11 protein-coding genes are annotated in these 15,128 nt (G+C 69.7%); 10 read left to right on the top strand and 1 reads right to left on the bottom strand.

Going from position 1 to position 15,128, the window contains the following annotated elements:
* Nucleotides 1–74 precede the first annotated feature (74 nt).
* The 10 genes from ASF40_RS16730 (at nucleotide 75) to ASF40_RS16685 (ending at nucleotide 14,524) form a co-directional block, all read left to right on the top strand.
* A complete protein-coding gene (locus ASF40_RS16730; RefSeq protein ID WP_056371055.1) occupies nucleotides 75–1,121 on the top strand; it encodes a LacI family DNA-binding transcriptional regulator in 1,047 nt (348 codons plus the stop codon).
* 131 nt (nucleotides 1,122–1,252) lie between these two features.
* On the top strand, nucleotides 1,253–2,614 hold the full coding sequence (locus tag ASF40_RS16725; protein ID WP_056371052.1) for an ABC transporter substrate-binding protein: 1,362 nt from the start codon (nucleotides 1,253–1,255) through the stop codon (nucleotides 2,612–2,614).
* A gap of 66 nt (nucleotides 2,615–2,680) precedes the next feature.
* A complete protein-coding gene (locus ASF40_RS16720) occupies nucleotides 2,681–3,715 on the top strand; it encodes a carbohydrate ABC transporter permease (protein ID WP_056371050.1) in 1,035 nt (344 codons plus the stop codon).
* Nucleotides 3,712–4,602 carry a carbohydrate ABC transporter permease gene (locus ASF40_RS16715; RefSeq protein ID WP_235560266.1) on the top strand — a complete coding sequence of 297 codons (891 nt, stop codon included), beginning with the start codon at nucleotides 3,712–3,714 and terminating at the stop codon, nucleotides 4,600–4,602. Before ASF40_RS16720 ends, ASF40_RS16715 begins: the two co-directional genes overlap by 4 nt.
* A complete protein-coding gene (locus ASF40_RS16710) occupies nucleotides 4,599–5,333 on the top strand; it encodes a hypothetical protein (protein ID WP_056371048.1) in 735 nt (244 codons plus the stop codon). The genes ASF40_RS16715 and ASF40_RS16710 overlap by 4 nt, the downstream gene beginning before the upstream one ends.
* Nucleotides 5,330–7,453: a glycoside hydrolase family 36 protein gene (locus tag ASF40_RS16705; RefSeq protein ID WP_235560265.1), complete on the top strand. Its 2,124-nt coding sequence runs from the start codon at nucleotides 5,330–5,332 to the stop codon at nucleotides 7,451–7,453. Before ASF40_RS16710 ends, ASF40_RS16705 begins: the two co-directional genes overlap by 4 nt.
* A complete protein-coding gene (locus ASF40_RS16700) occupies nucleotides 7,446–8,345 on the top strand; it encodes a family 43 glycosylhydrolase (RefSeq protein WP_056371046.1) in 900 nt (299 codons plus the stop codon). The genes ASF40_RS16705 and ASF40_RS16700 overlap by 8 nt, the downstream gene beginning before the upstream one ends.
* Entirely contained in the window at nucleotides 8,342–9,313 is a 972-nt protein-coding gene (locus ASF40_RS16695; protein WP_056371044.1) for a hydroxyacid dehydrogenase, read from the top strand. The genes ASF40_RS16700 and ASF40_RS16695 overlap by 4 nt, the downstream gene beginning before the upstream one ends.
* 25 nt (nucleotides 9,314–9,338) lie before the next feature.
* Complete coding sequence (locus tag ASF40_RS16690) at nucleotides 9,339–10,919, top strand: glycoside hydrolase family 43 protein (protein WP_056371042.1); 1,581 nt, start codon at nucleotides 9,339–9,341, stop codon at nucleotides 10,917–10,919.
* A 116-nt stretch (nucleotides 10,920–11,035) separates the two neighbouring features.
* The gene (locus ASF40_RS16685; RefSeq protein ID WP_056371040.1) at nucleotides 11,036–14,524 is read left to right on the top strand and encodes an alginate lyase family protein; all 3,489 of its coding nucleotides are present in this window, start codon (nucleotides 11,036–11,038) and stop codon (nucleotides 14,522–14,524) included.
* A 97-nt stretch (nucleotides 14,525–14,621) separates the two neighbouring features.
* Here ASF40_RS16685 and ASF40_RS16680 read toward each other — a convergent pair whose 3' ends face one another.
* Nucleotides 14,622–15,089, bottom strand: a complete 468-nt coding sequence (locus ASF40_RS16680) for an Hcp family type VI secretion system effector (RefSeq protein WP_056371039.1) — start codon at nucleotides 15,087–15,089, stop codon at nucleotides 14,622–14,624.
* Between the last annotated feature and the right edge of the window lie 39 nt (nucleotides 15,090–15,128).

Raw genomic sequence — 15,128 nt, 5'->3', positions numbered from 1 at the left:
TCGGCGCCGGTCTGCCTCGAAGTCATTGTTGGATAGCGTTATCTAGTCACGCTCGCCCGTGTGAGAGGAAGTCGATGCCGAAGCCCGCGAAGCCCCCCACCCTCACCGACGTGGCACGCCTGGCCGGTGTGTCGGTGCCGGCGGCGTCGCGTGCGCTCAACGGCGGGGTGCGCGGCAAGAAGAGCGGGTCGCCGGAGCTCCGCGAGCGCGTCGAAGCGGCGGCCCGCACGCTCGGCTATGCCGTGAGCCCGGCGGCTCAGGCCATCAAGGGCGGCCGGGCGCGCACGGTGGCGTTCATCGTGGCCGACATCGACGACTTCGGCTCGGCGACCATGATCTCGGGCATCATGCACGCCGCCGAGGAGCGCGGGATCTCGGTCGCCGTGCGCACGACGCGCGACGACCCCATGCGCGAGCTCGACCTCTTGACGCAGCTGCGCGGCGAGCGCCATCTCGCGGTGGTGATGGCGACGAGCCGGACGACGGATGCAGCGCGCGAGGCGTCGGTGAAAGAGCAGCTCACGGTGCTGCGGGACCACGGAGCGAAGATCGTCGTGATCGGCGACAACGAGCTCGGCTTCCCGACCGTGACCGTCGACAACCGGCACGCCGCCCGCCTGCTGGCCGAAGGGCTGGTGGGTGCGGGGCGCCGGCGGTTCGCACTCGTGTCCGGTCCCGCCGGTCAGATCACGGCGCTCGAACGCGTCGGCGGCTTCGTGGAAGGCCTCGCCCACCGGGGCGTCGCCGTGGACGAGCGCGACATCGTGCACACCGAGTTCTCCCGGGACGGCGGCCACCGTGCGGTGGACCAGCTGCGAGACCGGCTCGGCGAGTTCGACGTCATCGCGGCCATGAGCGACGCGATGGCAGTCGGTGTGATCGCCCGCCTGCGCGAGTTCGGCGTCTCGGTTCCCGTGGACATCGAGGTGACCGGATTCGACCACGTCCCCATGCTGGGGGATGTCCTGCCGGGCTTCAGCACGGTCGAGGTGCCGCTCGAGCAGTTCGGCGAAGCGGCGCTCGCCCTGGTGCTGGACGAGCACGCCGACGGGGTCGACACGGTCGGTCTGAGCGGCACGCCGATCATCCATGGCGAGGCGATCGCAGCCTTCGATCGCTGAGGCCGACGTGTGTGCCGCGGCGCTCCAGCAGACATCTGGAAAGCGTCTTCCTCAAAGGGTGGCAAACGTTGTCCACTTTGGGGTACTCTCTCGATGACGGAATCATTCCGGCACGAATCAAGGGAGATCACATGCACGACGCAACGACGCGGGCAGGGGCGCAGCGGCGCCGTTCTGCCTGGCTCGCGGGCGCAGCGGGTGTCGCCGTCGCGGCTCTCGCGCTCACCGGCTGCACCAGCTCGGGAGGCGACGGCGATGACGCCGGCACCGCTCCGAAGACCACCATCCGCTTCCTCTACGCAACCGGCGACGAGACCTGGAACTCGGTCGTCGACGCAGTGGTCGAAGCCTTCAACGAGCAGAGCGAGACGACGACCGTTCAGCTCGACCCGCTCCCGGCGGGAAGCGACTATGCGACAGCGCTGAAGACGATGGATGCCACGGGCAACTGGCCGGCGGTCGTCGACATGCGGGACACGCTCACCTACATCAATGCCGGCAAGCTCGCGCCGATCCCCGAGTCGGTCACCGAGCTCATCGAGCCGGAGGCGGTCGGGTCGGCCGAAGACGGCAACGTCTACACCGTGCCGTACAGCGCGCTCAACGGGGAGATCGGCCTGAACATCGTCTACAACAAGGACTACTTCGAAGAGAACGACCTCGAGGTCCCCGAGACGTACGACGACTTCACGGACCTCCTCGCGGACATCAAGGCCAACGGCGACGAGCCGCTGGCCACCGCGGCGGCCGAGGTCTGGCCCAGCGACCAGCTGTGGAAGCAGCTCGCCTCGCCGTACTTCGCCGAGTGGGGCGACGAGGGTGGGTTCTGGACGGCTGCTCAGAACGGCGATGCCACGATCGAAGACCTGCGCGAGCCGCTGCAGGAGCTCCTCGACATCACGAACGAGTACGTCCTCGAGGGCTGGCAGTCCACTGCGGACGCGCAGACCACGACGCTGCTGGTGAACGACATGGCTGTGATGGCGACGTCGTCCGCCGGCATCGGGCGCCTGAACGACATCAACAAGGTCGATCAGGACTTCAACGCCGGCCTGTTCATCGTCCCGGGTGAGGACGGCTCGATCAATGTGCTGAAGAACGCCGTCAACGGCGACACCGCCGGTGGCCTGGCCATCTCGTCGCAGGCCGCGGAGGACGACGACCAGTACGCATCGGCGACCGAGTTCCTCGAGTTCTTCTACCAGGTCGACACCGCCAACCTCATGGAGGCGAACGGCTGGCTCGCACCGAACATCGTCGCGGCCGACGAGATCGAGCGGAACACGTCGATCCCCGGCGCCGAGGACTACTTCGCCCTGCTCGAGAGCCCGAACCTCGTCTGGTACGAGAACGTCTCCGACCTCTCGACGTTCAGCGCGTTCAACACCTTCTTCCGCCAGGCGCGGATCGAGATGCAGGACGGGCAGTCGTCGATCGACGACACCATCGCCAAGGTGCAGGCCGAGTTCGACAAGACGGTCGCCGCAGGCTGATCCACACCGGATGTCGCGGTGCCCGGGTCCGCCCGGGCACCGCGACCGGGAGCCGAGGAGGTCTCCATGACAGATCAAAGTGCCTCGCAAGGGCAGACCCAGGTCGTCGGCGCCGCCGTCCGCCTCAGCGGCGGAGGTCCGCTCGACGGAGCGCCGGAGGGTGCCCCCGACGACGTGTCGTTCGTCCCGGTCGGGCCCGAACGCGAGCAGCGCCGCACGCGGCGGTTCCGCTCCGCGCGGTGGGTCATGCTGGGCTTCGTCGCTCCGGCGCTCGTCATCTACCTGCTCATGGTGATCGTGCCGTCGATCCAGTCCCTCCAGCTGAGCTTCACGAACTGGGACGGCATCAGCCCCGACTACGAGTACGTCGGCGTCCGGAACTACGAAGAGATCCTGACGAGCGGGCGGTTCTGGAACGCGGTCAAGAACACGTTGATCCTGGGGCTCGGCTCGGCCGTCATCATCAACGCGATCTCGCTCGGTGTCGCGCTCATGCTCGACAAAGTCGGTCGCTGGCAGGGCTTCTTCCGCACCGCCGTCTATCTGCCGGCGCTGGTGAGCGGCTTCATCCTCGCGACCGTGTGGAAGTACCTCCTCAACTTCAACTTCGGCGCGGTGAACACGTTCCTCCGCGACGCCGGCTTCCCCGAGTGGGCTCGCGACTGGCTGGGCGACAGCTCGATCGTGGTGGGCGTCATCCTCTTCATCACGTGCTTCACGCTCGGCGGCAACACGACGCTCATCTACCTCGCGAATCTGCAGTCCGTGCCGCAGGAGCTCACCGAGGCGGCGCGCATCGACGGAGCCAACAGCCGCCAGGTGTTCCGGCACGTCACGTGGCCGATGCTGGCCGGAGCCGTCACCGTCAACATGACCCTCGCGATGATCGCGGGCTGGACCATCTTCGATCAGGTCATGGTCCTCACCGCCGGCGGGCCGGGGTTCGTCAGCGAGACCATGGCGTTCTTCATCTACAAGGTCGGGTTCGGCGAGTACCGCGCCGGCTTCGGCAGCGCCGCCGCCATCGTGCTGTTCCTCGTCGTCATCGTCAGCACCGTCGCGGCGAACGCCTACATGCGCAAGAGGGAGATCCAGGCATGAGCACTGAAACGGAACTGCTCGTCGCCCCCGCGCGCAAGCCGCGCCGGCAGAAGGCCACGCCGAAGAAGCTCACCGCGGGCCAGATCGCCGTCATGGCCGTGCTCGCCGTGCTCGTGCTGATCGTGGCGAGCCCCGTGATCTACGCGTTCCTGAACTCGTTCCGGTCGTACGCCGAGATCACGGTGGACCCGATGGGCCTGCCCACCCAGTTCACGCTCGACAACTACATTCAGCTGTTCCAGCAGACCGACTACGGCGAGGCGCTCCTCAACACCCTCATCATCACCGTCGCCACCGTCGTGCTCCTGGTCGCGATCGTGCCCATGGCGGCCTACGGCATCGAACGGGTCGGCGGACGCACCTCGCGGTTCCTGTACATCCTGTTCATCGCGGGTCTGATGATCCCGTTCCAGGTGCGCATGATCCCGCTCGTGAAGGGCTTCGACGAGGTCGGGCTGTACAGCACGCTCACGAGCGTCATCCTGGTCCACCTCGGCGGGGCGGCGAGCTTCGGCATCCTGCTGTACTGCAGCTTCATCAAGGGCATCCCGATCGAGGTGGAGGAGGCGGCGCACGTCGACGGCGCCGGCCGTCTGCGGACGTTCTGGTCGATCGTCTTCCCGATGCTGCTTCCGGTGACCTCGGCGTTCGTGATCATTCAGGCGCTCGGTCTGTGGAACGACTTCTTCATCCCGTTGGTGTTCCTCGACTCGTCGTCGGCCGGCACGATCAACGTCGCCATCAACCGGATGGTGGGCCTGCTCACGTCGCAATGGCAGCTGATCTACACCGGCGCGATCCTCGCCATCATCCCCTCGGTCGCGATCTTCGCGGCGTTCCAGCGCTACTTCATCAAGGGCATGTCGGTGGGGGCGGTGAAGGGATGACCCTATCTCACACGTCGTCGCGCACGGCCGGCGTCGGTGCGCGGATGCGGGCGATCCTCGCACCCGACGGCCCCGTCGCCGGGATGGCGCTCACGGTCTTCCAGTACTTCGTGGTGTCGGTGTCGTTCCTCGCATGCCTCGGCCCGGCGCTCGCGTTCGCGGCGCTGGTCGGCTGGCAGCCGACGCACCTGGCCATCTGGCTCGGCGCAGCCTCCCTCCTGCCTCTCGTGCCCGCCACGTACGCGCTGCTGCGGAGCACGCGACGCCTGCTCGCCGAACGTGGCGAGGCGCGGGCCGGCCGTCTGTTCTGGAGATCGTTCGCGAGCGGATGCCGCACCCTGGCGTGGGCCGCGATCGCAGCGAGTGCGGTGGTGCTGCTGCTCGCGTACGACTTCGCGCTGTTCGGCGGGTCCGACGCGATGCTGCTGTTCGTCGCGGCCTCCGCTGCAGCATCCCTCGCCTTCTTCATCGCGGTGTCGCTCGCTGCCGAGGTGAGAGACGAACACGGCGCTGTCGCACTGGCGACCGCGGCGGCCAAGGTCATCGCCCGGCGGCCGCACATCGTCCTCAGCTGGCTGCTGCTGACCGGCCTCGGCATCGCGGCGCTCGCGCTGCCGGTCGTCGGACCTCCGCTCGCTCTGTTCCTTCCTGCGCTCCTGGGCGTCGGCATCCACATCTGCAATGACGCGCTGCGTCTTCCCCTGATCGACGAGACGAGACACACTCCGTGACTGACGCCGCCTCCTCCACCATCGCCTCGGTCCTCGCCGCGGACCGGGAGTCCGTGCCCACCGGCTTCCGCGCCCGGGTCGGCGCGTTCGAGCTGCGCTGGTCGGCCGACGCACCGGCTTCGCTGAGCGTTCCGACGTCGACGCACGCGGGCCGCCCGGGTGTCGGGCTCGTCCAGGTGTTCACCGCCGTCGAGCAGCGCGCCCGCACGAGTCAGGCGTATTGGCGATCGGCGCTGGGCGAGCGTCTGCGTGTCCAGGGCTCGGACGTCACGACCGACGCGGAGGCATCGCGCGCCGTCGTCGTGCAGACGGATGCGGTCAGCGGGATCGAGGTTCGCACCACGGTCACCGCCCCGATGGGGGCGAGCGCCGTCCGCGTCGAGCACGAGGTGCGCAACGGCGGGCGCGACACGGTCGTGCTGACCGCGGTGTCGTCGGCGACGATCGGTTTCGGCCGTTCGCAGGACGACCTCGACGACGTCGTGTGGGGCACGGCGGCGAGTGAGTGGCTCGCCGAGAACCGCTGGCGCGAGACATCGCTTCGGACGCTGCTTCCCGACATCTCGCTGCCGTTCCACGGGCAGGATGCGCGCGGCCACGCGGCGATCACCAGCCACGGCGCCTGGTCCAGCGGTGAGCATGTGCCGTGCGGGTACCTCACCCGCGGAGACGGTGAGGCTCTGGCATGGCAGATCGAGACGAGCGCCGGGTGGCATGCCGATCTCAGCCAGACGCGCGACGGGGGAGTGCTGTCGCTGCTCGGCCCGACCGACCTCGAGCACCAGTTCGCACACGAGCTCCTGCCGGGCGAGGCCTTCACCGTCGTACCCGTCGCGATCACGGCGTCGCCCGCCGGACGCGACGGTGTGATCGCCGAGTTGACCCGGTACCGACGGTGGCTGCGTGGCCCCGCGCGTGACCAGGCCCTCCCGGTCGTCTACAACGACTTCATGAACACGCTCATGGGACAGCCGACGACCGAGCAGCTCCTGCCGCTGATCCGGCGCGCGGCCGACGCGGGTGTCGAGGTCTTCTGCATCGACGCGGGCTGGTTCGCCGACCCTGCCATCGGTGACTGGTGGACGACGGTCGGCGAGTGGCGCGAGGCGTCCAGCCGGTTCGCCGAGGGGGGCCTGCTCCGCGTGATCGACGAGATACGCGCGCTCGGCATGGAGGCAGGACTCTGGCTCGAGCCGGAGGTGGTCGGCATCGACAGCCCGGCCGCGGCGCAGCTGCCCGACGAGGCGTTCTTCCAGCGGTTCGGCCGACGGGTGCAGGAGGATCGCCGCTACCACCTCGACTTCCGGCATCCGTCTGCTCGTGGCCATCTCGACGCGACCGTCGATCATCTCGTCGCCGAGTACGGCATCAGCTATCTCAAGCTGGACTACAACATCAATCCCGGTGCCGGCACCGACCATCACGCGACGACCGCAGCGGACGGCCTGCTGGCGCATACCCGCGCGTTCCGCGACTGGCTGGAGCGCGTGCAGCAGCGGCATCCCTCCCTGCGCCTCGAGAACTGCAGTTCGGGGGCGATGCGCGCCGACTACGCGCTGCTCGCGGTGACACACCTGCAGTCGACCAGCGACCAGCAGGACTTCCGGCTCTACCCGCCGGTTGCCGCGTCCGCGCCGATGTCGATCCTTCCCGAGCAGTGCGGCAACTGGGCGTACCCGGCGCGGGGCATGAGCGACGAGGAGACGGTGTTCACGCTCGTCAGCGGACTGAGCGGGCGACTGTACCTGTCGGGCTTCCTCGACGAGCTGCGACCTGAGCAGAGGGCGCGCATCGCCGAGGCGGTGGCGCTGCACAAGGTTCTCCGCGAGCAACTCGTCGACGCGGTGCCGTTCTGGCCTCTGGGGCTGCCCGCGTGGGACGCTCCGACCATATGCCTCGGGCTGCATACGACGGACGGTGACCTGCTGTTCGTCTGGGATCGGAATGCCGCGCCCGCCGCGATCGAGCTTGCCGGCGTGCACGGCGAGGTCGATGTGCTCTTCCCCGCAGGCGACTCGGTGAACGGTCGCGAATGGCGGCTGCAGCCCGCCGGAGGCGGCCTGTCACTGGCGACGCCGGCGGGGCTCGGCGCGCGCGTGCTTCGGGTGCGCCGTGGCTGAGCCTGCGGTGATCCGGCCCGGCCGCACGTTCACCGACGACCGTGGACGCACCGCGCAGCTGCACGGCATCGGTCTGCGGCGCGTCGGCGACCGCTGGTACGCGTGGGGTGAGGACAAGACGGCCGGCGACCGGTTCACGGCCGTCGCGTGCTACTCCTCGCCCGACCTGGCCACGTGGACGTTCGAGGGCGACGCTCTCACCGCCGGCGCCGGCGACATCGGCTCGGACCGCATCGTCGAGCGCCCGAAGGTGCTGCAGCGGCCCGACGAACGGTGGGTGATGCTCCTGCACGTCGACACGGGCGACTACGCGTACGCCCGGGTGGGATACGCGATCGCCGATCGCCCGGAGGGGCCGTACGAGTACGTACGCAGCGAGCGGCCTCTCGGCAACCTCAGCCGCGACATCGGCGTGTTCCAGGAGGACGGCGTCGGCTACCTGCTGTCGGAGGACCGCGATCACGGCCTTCACATCTACCGCCTGCGCGAGGACCATCTCGGTGTCGACAGCATCGTGGCGACGCTGCGGCAGCAGGCGAACCCTGCCGTCGGCTACGAGTCGCCGACCCTCGTGCACCACGATGGCCGGTACTGGCTCTTCGGTTCCGACCTCACCGGGTGGAGCATGAACGACAACACGTACACGAGCGCAGCGCGCCTGTCGGGGCCGTGGGAGGACTGGCGCCCCATCGCGCCTCCCGGCACGAACACCTTCGAGTCCCAGGTGAGTGTCGTCGTCCCGGTCGGCGACGGGTTCGTCTACGTCGGCGACCGCTGGACGCCCGACGACCTCGCGGAGTCCGCCGCGGTCTGGCTCCCGCTTCGCATCGACGACGGGCAGGTGCGCCTCGAGTGGCGCGACGCCTGGAGCATCGAGGAGCTGGGAGCATGAAGGCCGCGCTGCTGATGGACCCCACCTTGGTGCCGTTCGTCTTCGGCGAGCAGGAGACGCGGCGCCTGGCCGGGATCCTCGACATCGACATGACGGATGCCGCGACCTCCCTCGACGAGCTTCGCGACGCCGCCCACATCGAGCTGCTCCTCACCGGCTGGGGCGTGGTGCGCCTCGGCCGAGCGCAGCTCGACGCGCTGCCGGCGCTGCGCGCCATCGTGCACTGGGGCGGCGGGATCGGATTCCTGGACGAGGCGGCATCGGCGCGCGGCATCCCTGTCTCCACCGCCCGTGCTGCCAACGCGATCCCCGTGGCGGAGTTCACCCAGGCGATGATCACGCTCGCCGCCAAGGATGTGTTCTGGCTCTCGCGCCGCTACAGTGCCGAGCAGCAGTTCATCCCCCGTGAGGTGGCCGCCCCTCGGTCCGGCCTGTATCGCACCACGGTCGGGATCGTCGGCGCTTCGGCGATCGGCACGCTCGTGATCGAGAAACTCGCCGCGAGCGACGTGACCGTGCTGCTGTACGACCCGTATGCCACGCCGGCGACCGCAGCGGCGCTCGGCGTCGAGCTCGTCGACGACCTCGCGGAGCTCGCGCGGCGCAGCGACATCCTCTCGATCCACGCCCCCGAGGCGCCCGCGACCATCGGGATGATCTCGCGCGATGTGCTCGCGGCGCTGCGCGACGGCGCCACGGTGATCAACACCGCGCGGGGCGCGCTCATCGACCAGGACGCGCTGGTCGCCGAACTGCAGGCCGGCCGGCTGCGGGCGGTGCTCGACGTGACCGAGCCTGAGGTGCTCGAGCCTGGGCACCCGTTGTACTCGCTGCCCAACGTGTTCCTCACGCCGCACCTGGCCGGCTCGATGGGCGTCGAGCTGCGACGCCTCGGCGAGGCGGCGACCGCCGAGGTCGAACGGTTCGTCGCGGGCGAGCCGTTCGCCCACCCCGCACCCCCGTCCTGAGTCGTCTCGCGAGGAGCACCTGGTCATGGCCGTGATCCACAACCCCGTGCTGCGGGGATTCAACCCCGACCCGTCGATCCTCCGTGTGGGCGACGATTACTACATCGCGACGAGCACGTTCGAGTTCCACCCTGCCGTCCGCCTGCACCACTCGACCGATCTCGCCACCTGGTCCACGATCGGGCACGCGCTCGACGACGGCTTCGACCTGCGGGGCATCCCCGATTCCGGCGGAGTGTGGGCGCCGAGCCTGTCGTACGCCGAGGGGAAGTTCTGGCTCGCCTACTCGATCGTCCGGACGATGGACGGCGACGACAAGGACATCGACAACTACCTCGTGACCGCCGATGCCGTGACGGGGCCGTGGAGCGCGCCGGTCCATCTCGGCTCTCGCGGCTTCGACTTCTCGTTCTTCCACGACCCCGACGGCACTCACTGGATCGTCGGTGTGCAATGGGACCAGCGCCCCGAGCACCCGTCGTTCTCGGGGCTCGTCGTCGAGCAGTACCTGCCCGACGAGCGCCGCACGACGGGCGACGCCACCGTGATCCACCGCGAAGACGGACTCGTCGAGGGACCCAACCTGTATCGCCTCGGCGACTGGTACTACCTGCTCATCGCGGCGGGCGGCACCGGCTGGAACCACGGCATCACGCTCGCACGCTCGCGCGATCTGCTCGGGCCGTACGAGCGCGACGCGCGCGAGGCCGTGCTTACGACGAGAGATGCGCCGGGGCATCCGCTGCAGAAGGCCGGTCACGGTGAACTCGTGCAGACTCCGGAGGGCGACTGGCTGCTCGTGCACCTGGCGAGCCGCCCGACGCTGCACCTCGGCGAGCGTTACAGCACGCTCGGGCGCGAAACGTGCCTGCAGCGCGTCGAGTTCGACGCCGACGGCTGGCTGCGGCTCGCCGACGGCGGGCATCACGCGGCGGTCGAGGTGGTGCTCGGCTCCCCACCGGACGATGGTCTGGATGCCTCTCCCGGCGCTCGCGAGTGGGTCGACGAGTTCGACGGGACCGCGCTCGACTCGCGACGGTGGACGACCCTGCGCGCGCCGTTGCCGCACGACGTGGCGGACCTCGCGGTGCGCCCCGGATGGCTGAGGCTGCGGGGCGGGCACTCCACCGCATCCGTGTTCGATCAGTCCATGCTCCTCACCCGCGTCGAGGAGCACCGCGCCGAGTTCGAGGTCGTCGTCGACGCCGAGCCCCGCTCGCCGCGGGAGGCTGCTGGGCCCATCGCCTGGTACGGCAGGTCGGGCTGGATCTGGCTGCAGGTCACGCACGATCGGGATAACGGCCGCCACCTGCGCGTCGTGCGGCGCGATGGCTCGACCACGACGCGATCGGCTGCTGTGGCGGTGCCGGACGGCGCGCTGAGGCTGCGGACCGTGCTGGACGGGCCGGAACTCCGATTCGCCTGGTCCGGTGTCGGGGAGGAGTGGACGGCCGTTCCCGGCGTGCATCCGGCGTGGACGCTGTCGGACGACCACGGCCCGCGCCTGCGGTTCACGGGACTCTTCCTCGGCGTACGCGCCGATGACCTCGACGGGCGCGGCTGGACCGCCGACATCGCGTCCGTGCGCCTGCGCTTCACACCGTGAACCGCTCCTGATCAGGGGTTGACGCAACCCCGTCTTTGTGGCATTCGTTAAATGGCAAACGCTATCCATCCACCCGCGTCGTCATCTCGTACGGCGCAGACACAGAAGAGAGATCGATGAAGATCGCACGACGACGTCGTTTCCACCAGGTGGTCGGGGCCCTCACAGCAGGGCTGCTGGTGCTCGGCGGAGCCCTCGTGGCCGCTCAGCCGGCAGCCGCGCACGCGGCGCCACCACCACCCGAGATCGTCCGCACCGTCAGCGACGCCGGGTTCTCTCACCCGGGCCTCGGCTTCACCGCGGACCACCTCGAGAACATGCGCACGCAGGTGCTCGCCGGGGTCGACCCGTGGGCGAGCTACTACGAGGCGATGTCGCAGACCCGGTACGCGGCGCGCGACTTCCGGGCGGAGAATGCAAGGCCGGGTACCGACACCCCGAAGAACGACGCGTACGCGAGCGCGGGCATGCGCTCCAGCGCGCTGCGCGACAGCCTGGGGGCGATGGCCCAGGCGCTCGAGTACGTGGTGACCGGCGATGAGCAGTACCGGGCCAACGCGCTCCACGTGCTGCGCACCTGGAGCAGCCTCGACCCGGCGAAGTACGCGTACTTCGCCGACGCCCACATCCACACCGGCGTGCCGCTGTACTACATGCTGATCGCGGCGGAAGTGCTGCGTGGCACCGAGCCGGTGAGCGACTCGCTCGGCGGGTACGACCTGCGGTGGACCGCCCAGGACCAGCAGCGCATCGAGGACAACCTCGTGCACCCGGTGCTCGACACGTTCCTGTACTCTCCGAACCGGCTGTGGAACCAGCATCTGTACGGCGTGATCGGCATGGTCGCCGCGGCGATCTTCCTCGACGACGCCGATCTGTACGCCGAGCGCGTCGAATGGTTCACGGTCAACGCGGGCTACCAGAGCGAGCACGACCTGTATGGCGGAAACGTCAACGGGGCGCTCGCCTCGATCTTCCGAGAGGTCCCCGCAGACGCCCCCGGCAACACCACCGGGCAGTCCTTCGTCCAGCACATGGAGATGCTGCGTGACCAGGCCCACGGGCAGGGCGACGTGGATCTGCTCGTCGCCCTCGCGCGCCTCGTCGACAACCAGGGCACGACGCTCGACCCCGTGGCCGGCACCGTCTCGGACGCCCCGGACGCGGTCTCGCCGTACCGGTTCCTCGACAACCGCATCCTCGCCGGCGCCGACACGTTCGACGCCTTCATGATGGGCGAAGAGGTGCCGTACATCCCCGCGAACGAGGGCGGCGCGATCTCGCAGGCGTATCGCGGCCGACTGCAGGATCCACTCAGTGAGGCGTACCTGCAGTACCGCTACGTCGCCGGCGTCGACGTGGAGACCGAGGCGCCCCACGTCGCCGAACTCTACGAGCACCGCGATGGACCGCTGTACTACTACGGCTCGGGAGTTCAGAACTTCTGGAACGACCGTGGTTCGGACTACACCGGCGCCGAGTACTGGGTGGCGTTCCCGCCGCAGCTCGCCGGGGTGGAGGGCGCGGCCGCGCCACTGGCACCGAGCGCGGAGCTGTCGGTGGGAACCTTCGGCAAGGCGCTGGGTGCGGGAGCGCACGCCGACGAGGATGCCGACGGCACCGCCTTCGTGAGGCTCGACGCCGCCTCAGCCGACGCCCAGGTGGCCGTCCGGCGCGCGGTGTGGTCGGATCGCAGCAAGACCGCTCTCGTGGGGATCCGGGTGCGCAGCGACGGCGTGGCGCGCCTCGAGCTCGCACGCACGGGCGGCGAGGCGCCGTTCGCCGAGGTGGTCGTCCCCGATACCGGCGGGCAGTGGCGCTCCGTGTGGGTCGATCTGCACCTCGACAAGACGCCGGGCGCCGTCGGCGACAACATCGTCTTCGTGAAGGCGACCGGCGGCGACGGTTCGGTCGATGTCGCGGGTGTGCTCGCGCAGGCGAACGGCGTGCTGACCCCGCCGATCTTCGAGGACGCGCCGGCGGTCGACGTCATGGCAGTGGCAGGCGAGCCGTGGACGCGCTCCTTCGCGACGACCGACGCGTCCGGAGGCGAGACCCGCATCGAGCTGCAGAACGCCCCGGCGGGTGCGTCGATCTCCGGGAACACGGCCAGCTGGACGCCCGCGCGTTCGGGGAGCGCGCAGCTGGTGCTCGTCGCGTCCGACGACGCGGCGGTCACGGCACTTCCGGTGGCGGTGACCGTCGCCCCGAACCGCGCCTCCGCGATCGGCAAGCTGCTCGACCGCATCGAGGGAACGCGCGAGCTCTACACCGCCGCATCCTGGCAGCGGGTGGAAGAGGTACACGCGCAGGCGAAGACGGCGCGCAAGACCGCGGATTCGGCGACCTTCGCCACCCTGCTCCAGCAGCTGGGGGACGCGGTCGAGGGGCTCGAGGTGCTCAGCCCTCGCCTGGCGGACGGCACGCTCGACTTCTCGGGCATCGCCAGCGCACCGGGACTCACGTCGGCGCAGGTGCGTGCGCTCGTGGACGGCGACAACCAGACGTCCTGGGGCGACCAGCGCGTGGCGGGGATCGTCTTCGACTTCGGCCCGGGCTTCCGGGTCACGTCGTCGGCGTTCGGATTCCAGGCGCGAGACACCTTCCCCAACCGGGCAGAGGGCACGAACGTGTACGGCTCCGACGACGGAGCGACCTGGACGCTGCTCACCGAGCGTCCCAATGCGGGACAGGATGCCGCGATCGAATGGATTCCCGTGCGCGCGGACGTGCGCGACCAGCGGTTCCGGTTCCTCAAGTTCCAGGTCGACGAGCCGGGCGTGCCGTCCGACCCTGCGTACCCGGGCATCTGGAGCATCGCCGACATCCGGATCGACGGCGTGCGCAGCGAGGCGACCGGTGCCATGGACACCGTCTCGCTCCGGTCGCCGGACGGCGTGGCCGGCCGGGTCGTGCCCGGCGACCGCGTCGAAGTGCGGATGACGGGGCCGGCGGGCAACACCGACGTGGCGGTCACCGTGCTGGGCGAACCGGCCGAGGTGACGTCGCCGGCGGCAGGCGAATGGGTCGCGACGGCGGTGATCCCCTCGAGTGCACCAGCCGGCGGGTCGGTCACGTTCGACATCCGCTTCACCACGCCGGACGGCAGGTCGGCGGATGCGATCGCCGCGACGTCGGACGGGTCCAAGCTCTTCCTCTCGACCGACGCCGGGCTGGTGGACGACGCATTCCGCGCCGCGCGGGTGCTCCGCCCGGACGGCGTAGTCGACACAGCGTGGACCCAGTACACCGCGAAGATGTTCGACGGCGACGCGGCGACCCACTCCGACACCCGTCTGAACTCCGGCACGTATGGCAATGTGTGGGACCTCGGCGCTGACAAGCGCGTCAGGGTGACCGGCGCCGAGATCCTCGTCCGGCAGGACGGGTACGGCACGTCCCGCATCGCGGACATGCGGCTGGAAGGCTCGAACGACCTCCAGTCGTGGACCCGTCTCACGCCGGCGGCGCCCGCGAAGACGCTCGAATGGCAGCGGTGGGCGGTGCAGGGCGCCACGGGGTACCGGTATGTCCGCATCGTCAACGGCCAGATCCTCGGCGTCGCCGAGCTGCACCTGTTCGGGAGCGTGAGCCCCGCGCAGTGAGCCATCGACGGGTGGGGGCCGCGCCTCGTGCGGGGCTCCCACCCGTTGCCGCGTGTTACATCTCCCGACGCGAGCGACGCGAACGCCACGGCGCCGATCACCTCTGGGCGCGTCCGAGCGTGACCGTGACCGGATCGCCGAGCGAGCCGTCCGGCAGTGTCGTCTGGTAGGTCATGGTCACGGTGGCGAACCCCAGGGTGATCTGCACGGCGGGTTCCTCGCCCGCGGACGCGGTGGTCGCCGAGGTCACGACGGCGTCCTGCAGGCGCATCGTGAAGTAGTCGCCGATCATGCCCACGCGTCGTGCCGACAGCAGCGCTTCCGGCAGACGGATGCTGCGGGCACAGGCGTCGAAGAGACGCGGGGTTGCAGCATCCCATCGCAGCGAGACCGCGATATCGGTGAGCGTCGGCTTGCCGACACGACCTCCGCCCGCGCCGCCGCCGGCCGGAGCCGCGTTCGACACCGCCCAGCTCCAGCTGAGGACCTCGATGGCGCCCGGGTGCCGGTCGTCGACGACCTCGCCGGGGATCGACGAGATGGTGAGGAACTGCTCATCGGCCATCGCACACGCTCCCCGCCTGTATCCGCGCTTGCCCCGCAT

Source organism: Microbacterium sp. Leaf288 (genome assembly GCF_001422925.1).
GTDB lineage: Bacteria > Actinomycetota > Actinomycetes > Actinomycetales > Microbacteriaceae > Microbacterium.
This window is presented reverse-complemented; position numbering and strand designations above follow the sequence as displayed.

What these genes read in the sequence shown, in the direction of transcription:
- ASF40_RS16730 (WP_056371055.1), top strand. Translation starts at nt 75, where the DNA reads ATGCCGAAGCCCGCGAAGCCCCCCACCCTCACCGACGTGGCACGCCTG.
- ASF40_RS16725 (WP_056371052.1), top strand. Translation starts at nt 1,253, where the DNA reads ATGCACGACGCAACGACGCGGGCAGGGGCGCAGCGGCGCCGTTCTGCC.
- ASF40_RS16720 (WP_056371050.1), top strand. Translation starts at nt 2,681, where the DNA reads ATGACAGATCAAAGTGCCTCGCAAGGGCAGACCCAGGTCGTCGGCGCC.
- ASF40_RS16715 (WP_235560266.1), top strand. Translation starts at nt 3,712, where the DNA reads ATGAGCACTGAAACGGAACTGCTCGTCGCCCCCGCGCGCAAGCCGCGC.
- ASF40_RS16710 (WP_056371048.1), top strand. Translation starts at nt 4,599, where the DNA reads ATGACCCTATCTCACACGTCGTCGCGCACGGCCGGCGTCGGTGCGCGG.
- ASF40_RS16695 (WP_056371044.1), top strand. Translation starts at nt 8,342, where the DNA reads ATGAAGGCCGCGCTGCTGATGGACCCCACCTTGGTGCCGTTCGTCTTC.
- ASF40_RS16690 (WP_056371042.1), top strand. Translation starts at nt 9,339, where the DNA reads ATGGCCGTGATCCACAACCCCGTGCTGCGGGGATTCAACCCCGACCCG.
- ASF40_RS16685 (WP_056371040.1), top strand. Translation starts at nt 11,036, where the DNA reads ATGAAGATCGCACGACGACGTCGTTTCCACCAGGTGGTCGGGGCCCTC.
- ASF40_RS16680 (WP_056371039.1), bottom strand. Translation starts at nt 15,089, where the DNA reads ATGGCCGATGAGCAGTTCCTCACCATCTCGTCGATCCCCGGCGAGGTC.